The organism is Nocardia sp. NPDC051052, assembly GCF_044456045.1.
GTDB lineage: Bacteria > Actinomycetota > Actinomycetes > Mycobacteriales > Mycobacteriaceae > Nocardia.
The window spans coordinates 58,173-64,452 of record NZ_JBITFL010000024.1; the positions used below are offsets into that span (position 1 = coordinate 58,173).

Here is a 6,280-nt window from a genome sequence, read left to right on the forward strand (position 1 = left end):
CAATGGTCATGAGTATCGGGGAGCGGTTGAGCGACGTCGGATACGCGGCGGGCTGGCGGCTGGTGCGGGCGCTGCCCGAGTCGACGGCGCGGCGACTGTTCGACTTCGGCGCCGATCGCGTCGCGCGCAAGGCGAACCGCGCGTTCCGGGCCGGTGGCGCGCCGAATCAGTTGCGGCGCAACCTCGCTCGGGTGATCGGCGGCACGCCCGCTGACGTGCCGGACGAGTTGATCCAGGCGAGCATTCGCTCCTACGCGCGGTACTGGCGCGAGGCGTTCCGGTTGCCGTCGATGGACCATGTGGCGATCGGCAAGCTTCTTGTGCTGGAAGGGGAGTCGCACCTCCAAGCCGGGCTGGCCGCAGGCCGCGGGGCGGTCATGGTACTGCCACATTCGGGGAACTGGGACATGGCCGGGGTGTGGCTCGTGCAGAACCACGGCACCTTCGCGACCGTCGCCGAACGGTTGAAGCCGGAGTCGTTGGCCGAGCGTTTCCTCGCCTATCGGCGGAGCCTCGGGTTCGAGGTGTTTTCACTGACGGGCGCCGGGCAGTCGCCTTTCGGCCAGCTCGCGAACCGGTTGCGGGAGAACAAGGCGATCTGCCTGATGGGGGAGCGCGACCTGACCGGTCGTGGCGTCCCGGTCACCTTCTTCGGCGAGCGCACCTGGCTGCCCGCCGGCGCCGCCAAGCTGGCCATCGAAACCGGGGCGCCGCTGCTGCCGGTGCATACCTGGTTCACCGCCGACGGCTGGGGGATGAAAGTCTATCCGCCGGTGGATGTTTCGGGCGGCGTCGCCGCGGCCACCCAGGCCGTGGCGGATCGCTTCGCGGCCAATATCGCCGAGCACCCAGCGGATTGGCACATGCTGCAACCGTTGTGGGAAAGCGATCTGTCCGAGGAGCGGCTGGCCAAGATCGCCGCCGCGCGGCCGCACCGTGACGAGCCCATCCCGACGGCGGGCGCGGAGCCGAACGGTACGGTAAATGTTGATACGACGGCCCATTCGGACGGCGCCCCATGAAGATCGGCATGGTCTGTCCCTACTCGTTCGACGTTCCCGGCGGTGTGCAGGCTCATGTGGTCGAGCTGGCGCGGGTGTTCATCGAACGCGGACACCGGGTGAGCGTGCTCGCGCCCGCCTCGGAGGACACGCCACTGCCCGATTTCGTGGTGTCGGCCGGTCGCGCGGTCGCGATTCCGTACAACGGATCGGTGGCGCGGTTGTCCTTCGGGCCCATGGCCTACACCAGGATTCGCCGCTGGATCGACGGCAACGATTTCGACGTGCTGCATCTCCACGAGCCCAACGCGCCGAGCCTGTCGATGCTCGCGTTGAAGATCGCCGAGGGGCCGATCGTTGCCACCTTTCACACCTCGACCACGAAGTCGTTGGTGCTCAGCACTTTTCAGAGTGTGCTGCGTCCTTACCACGAGAAGATCAGTGGCCGGATCGCCGTCTCGGAGCTGGCCAGGCGCTGGCAGGTGGAGGCGCTCGGCTCGGACGCGGTGGAGATTCCGAACGGCGTCGACGTCCCCGCGTTCGCGCGGGCGCCGATGCTGCCCGGCTACCCGCGCGCCGGCCGGACCGTGCTGTTCCTCGGCCGCTACGACGAGCCGCGCAAGGGGATGGACGTGCTGCTCGGCGCGCTGCCCGAGCTGGTGCGCAAGCACAAGGAGCTGGAGATTCTCATCGTCGGGCGTGGCGACGAGGACCGGCTGCGGCGCGAGGCGGGGCCGCTCGCCGGGCACCTGCGCTTCCTCGGTCAGGTGTCGGACGCGGAGAAGGCCTCGGCGATGCGCAGCGCGGACGTGTACGTCGCGCCCAATCTCGGCGGCGAGAGTTTCGGCATCATCCTGATCGAGGCGATGGCCGCCGGAACCGCCGTGGTGGCAAGCGAATTGGATGCCTTCCGCCGGGTGCTGCGGGACGGTGCGGCCGGTGCGCTTGTGCCGGTGGGTGATTCGGCCGCGCTCGCGAAGGCGATCGATCGGGTGCTCACCGACGACGATCGCCGGGCCGCGTTGGTGGACACCGCGACCCAGGTGGTCGGCGAGTACGACTGGCCGGTGGTCGCCGAGCAGATCCTGCGGGTGTACGAGACGGTGACCGTCGGCGACACCAGGGTGCGGGCCGCCGGATGATCACCTTCTCCGCGACAACGGTTCTCGTCCTCGCGCTGATCGCGGCGGTCATCGTCGCGATCGGCATCTGGGCGTACTCCACCGCCAACCGGCTCGACCGGCTGCACGTGCGCTCCGATCAGTCCTGGCAGGCGCTGGACGCGGCGCTGGCCCGCCGGGCGGTGGTGGCCAGATCGGTGGCGATGGCGATCGCGGACCCGGTGGCCGATCCGGCGCTGGCCGATCAGGGCAAAGTTCTCGCGCTGCTGGCCGATCGAGCCGAACGCGTCGCGCAGGCCGATCGGGAGACCGTGGAAAACCAGCTCTCCGGGGCACTTTCGACGATCGACATCGAGAAGCTGCGCCCGCAGATGGTGGCCGAGCTGGCCGACGCCGAGGCGCGAGTCCTCATCGCGCGCCGCTTCCACAACGACGCCGTCCGCGACACCCTCGCGCTGCGCACCCGGCGGTCGGTGCGCATCCTGCACCTCGGCGGTACCGCGCCGCTGCCAACGTATTTCGAGATCACCGAGCGGGCCACCCCGGCCGCGTCCACGGGGTTGACGGTCGACACGACCCGCACCACCGCGCGCATCGTGCTGTTCGATGAACGCGGCCGCACCTTATTGATGCGCGGCAACGACCCGAAGACGCCGGATATCTCGTTCTGGTTCACCGTCGGCGGTGGCGTCGACCCGGGCGAATCACTGCGGGACGCGGCCGTCCGCGAGCTCTACGAGGAGACCGGCCACAAGGCCGACCCGGACAGCCTGCGCGGCCCGATCTGGCGTCGAGTCGCGGTGTTCCCCTTCGACGGCGACCTGATCCGTTCCGAAGAACTGTTCTTCGCCCTGCGCGTCCCCGGCTACGAACCCCAAGCCACCAACCTGACCACCATCGAACGCCGCTCCATCACCGGCAACAAATGGTGCACCGCCGAAGACATCATCCAGTTGGACCGCTCCGGCGAAACCGTTTACCCGTACAACCTCGACCAACTGCTCCCGGAAGCCGCCGAGGCAGCTTCCGGTGCCGCTCACCCCGAGGTCAGGTCCATCCGCTGAAATAGGCTGCGACCAGCTTATTTTCGGCGATACCTGCCCTAATATCGATGACGGAATCCTGCGGATACTGCGATCGCGCGATTGACCACCTGCATCAGTAGCGCCCACTCGCATGGCGCGATGCGGCGTGCCACCTCGACCGAGCTGTATTCGTCACAGACCAGCTCATGGACGGCCAACGAGTCGGTACCGGGGCCACCGACCCGGCCGGTCGTCACCGTCAAGGGACCGGACTCACCGTCCTTCCGCCCAGAGTTCAATCGGCCGCGGTGACCCCGTGCGCCGTTCCGGAATAGCGCTAGCCGAAGGATAGCCTCTATCTATGACGGCAACGACTGCCATATCCGGGGCGAGCGGGCATATCGGGGGCCAGGTCGCCCGTTTACTGTCCGACGCAGGCGTTCCCACGCGGTTGCTGGGTCGACGCCCCGACCGGATACCGCTGCTGGAAGGAGGGGTGCCGATCAAGGCGGACTTCGCCGATCCCGCGTCGGTGCACGCCGCATTGGCCGGAGTGCAGACGTTCTTCTTCGTCTCCGCCACCGAATCGCCGGACCGTGCCGCGCAACAGATCGCCGTAGTCGAAGCCGCACGGCAAGCCGGCGTGCGACGGATCGTCTACGTCTCGTTCGTGGGCGCCGCGCCGGACTGCACCTTCACCTTCGGTCGCGACCACTGGCACACCGAACAGGCGATCCGGGCCTCGGGAATGGACTTCACTTTCCTGCGCGACAACCAGTACCAGGACCTCATTCCATCGCTCGCCGACCAGGACGGCGTGATCCGCGGGCCCGCCGGAGACCGCGCGGTAGCGGCGGTGACCCGCACCGACGTCGCCGCAACCGCCGCCGCGGTGCTCACCGGTCAGGGCCACACCGCGATGACCTACGACCTCACCGGGCCACGCGCGTTCACGATGACCGAAGCCGCCGCGATGATGACAGCCGCCCGCGGCCGGCAATACACCTATCTACCCGAATCCATCCCCGAGGCCTATGCGTCGCGATCGAAATACGCTGCGCCCCAATGGGAGCTCGACGGTTGGGTCAGCTCGTACGCCGCGATCGCGGCCGGCGAACTGGAGACCGTCACAGACTCGGTCGAACAACTCACCGGACACCCCGCGACAGACTTCCGCGACTTTCTCACGACGTCGTCCAACTGAGCCTGATCTACCTGTGGTGGCGTCTGTCGGTCAGTGGCTCACCGTATCTGGCCCGCGGTGATAGCGGGCGTGGTGTTTCAGCTGAAATGGTGGGAGACGAAGGGGATGGCATCGGGCATGGCGGCGGCCATGTCGGCCAGATGGTCGGCACCAGGGTAGGTGTGGTATTCGGCTTTGGTGCCGTGCAGGAAGAGGTCCCCGAACTGGGCGAAGCCGTGCCTGCTCGATCCGCCGCCGCGGATGTGATGTGTTTCACTATCGTGCTACGGTCGCGACTGGATCGACGCGGGCTGGGTAGTGCTTTTCGCAAGGCATTCGGACTTCGGTGCCGCGGCCCCGCCTCGGTGGGGGAAATGTTCGCTGTGCGGAGGTACGTAGTAGATGTCCTACCTGTTGTTCGATTTCCTGCTGCCGCTCGTCGGTCCCACCGCCGCCGAGTACTGGGCGCAGTTGCTGGTTGTCGGCCCGCTCTGAGTCGCCGCCGGAAGTTAGCGGGCGACGGTGCAACCGCCCCGCTTGCCCGGTGAATCCGTTTCCGTGGCCCGGCCGACCGGTCCAGTGCGCGAGGCGGACGGACAGAGCCCCAGGTAGGTGACAAGGCCAGTCATCTCCGACTGGCTATCAAGTGGCCTGGGTGGCACGCCTAGAATTGGGTCGATTCAATCCCTTGCGACCCCGATTGGCGCAGATGACCCAGGAGTTTGCCGTGACGACGCCCGACACCACCCAGACCATCGGCACCGCCCGCGTGAAGCGCGGCATGGCCGAGATGCTGAAGGGCGGGGTGATCATGGATGTCGTCACCGCCGACCAGGCCAAGATCGCCGAAGACGCCGGGGCGGTCGCGGTGATGGCGCTGGAGCGGGTGCCCGCCGACATCCGCGCGCAGGGCGGCGTGTCCCGGATGAGCGACCCGGACATGATCGACGGCATCATCTCCGCCGTCTCCATCCCGGTCATGGCGAAGGCCCGCATCGGCCACTTCGTGGAGGCGCAGATCCTGCAGAGCCTCGGCGTCGACTACATCGACGAGTCCGAGGTGCTCACCCCCGCTGACTACGCCAACCACATCGAGAAGTGGAACTTCACGATTCCGTTCGTGTGCGGCGCCACCAACCTGGGTGAGGCGCTGCGCCGAATCACCGAGGGCGCGGCCATGATTCGCTCGAAGGGCGAAGCGGGTACCGGCGACGTCTCCAACGCCACCACGCACATGCGCAAGATCCGCGGCGAGATCCGCAGGCTGTCCTCGCTGCCCGCCGACGAGCTGTTCGTCGCCGCCAAGGAACTGCAGGCCCCCTACGAACTGGTCCGCGAGGTCGCCGAGACCGGCAAGCTGCCCGTCGTCCTGTTCACCGCGGGCGGCATCGCCACCCCCGCCGACGCCGCGATGATGATGCAGCTCGGTGCCGAGGGCGTCTTCGTCGGCTCCGGCATCTTCAAATCCGGTAACCCCGCCGAGCGCGCCGCCGCCATCGTCAAGGCGACCACGTTCCACGACGACCCGGACGTGCTCGCCAAGGTGTCGCGTGGGCTCGGTGAGGCCATGGTCGGCATCAACGTCGAGGAACTGCCGGTCGACCACCGCCTGGCCGAACGCGGTTGGTGATCCCTCGGCCGATGTGAACTTCCGCGAGCAGGGACTCCCCAGAGTCCCTGCTCGTTTGCGTTGAGGTCCACCTCCGGGGCGCGCGGTTCTCCGGCCGGAATCCGCACTGACTCCCTGAATCCGCCTGGCTTTAGGGCCCTATTCTGGGTGCGGGTCCCGAGTTAGACATCCCAGGACCGTATGTTGTCAAGCGGCGTGGGTTGTTTGGGTGTTTTGTCGGTGTGTCCAGGCTGTTTGTTCGTTGTAGTGGGTGTGGTGGTGCAGGCAGCCGTGGAGGATGCCGACGAGGCGGTTGCCCAAGGCGCGCAGGGCTTGGTGGT

General features: G+C 67.5%; 5 protein-coding genes and 1 pseudogene. 5 read left to right on the forward strand and 1 reads right to left on the reverse strand.

Features of this window, described 5'->3' with window-relative positions:
• Positions 1–8: 8 nt before the first annotated feature.
• The 5 genes from ACIBCN_RS43470 (at position 9) to pdxS (ending at position 5,960) form a co-directional block, all read left to right on the forward strand.
• A complete protein-coding gene (locus tag ACIBCN_RS43470) occupies positions 9–1,022 on the forward strand; it encodes a phosphatidylinositol mannoside acyltransferase (protein ID WP_396998604.1) in 1,014 nt (337 codons plus the stop codon).
• Positions 1,019–2,143 carry a glycosyltransferase family 4 protein gene (locus tag ACIBCN_RS43475; protein ID WP_396998605.1) on the forward strand — a complete coding sequence of 375 codons (1,125 nt, stop codon included), beginning with the start codon at positions 1,019–1,021 and terminating at the stop codon, positions 2,141–2,143. The genes ACIBCN_RS43470 and ACIBCN_RS43475 overlap by 4 nt, the downstream gene beginning before the upstream one ends.
• The gene (locus ACIBCN_RS43480) at positions 2,143–3,186 is read left to right on the forward strand and encodes an NUDIX domain-containing protein (protein WP_396998610.1); all 1,044 of its coding nucleotides are present in this window, start codon (positions 2,143–2,145) and stop codon (positions 3,184–3,186) included. The genes ACIBCN_RS43475 and ACIBCN_RS43480 overlap by 1 nt, the downstream gene beginning before the upstream one ends.
• Before the next feature lie 322 nt (positions 3,187–3,508).
• On the forward strand, positions 3,509–4,351 hold the full coding sequence (locus tag ACIBCN_RS43485; protein ID WP_396998607.1) for an NAD(P)H-binding protein: 843 nt from the start codon (positions 3,509–3,511) through the stop codon (positions 4,349–4,351).
• A gap of 706 nt (positions 4,352–5,057) precedes the next feature.
• On the forward strand, positions 5,058–5,960 hold the full coding sequence (gene pdxS, locus ACIBCN_RS43490; RefSeq protein WP_396998608.1) for a pyridoxal 5'-phosphate synthase lyase subunit PdxS: 903 nt from the start codon (positions 5,058–5,060) through the stop codon (positions 5,958–5,960).
• Between the two features lie 186 nt (positions 5,961–6,146).
• On the opposite strand, the pseudogene ACIBCN_RS43495 reads toward pdxS, so the two are convergent.
• Positions 6,147–6,280 (reverse strand): annotated as a pseudogene (locus ACIBCN_RS43495) (IS110 family transposase); the annotation flags it as partial.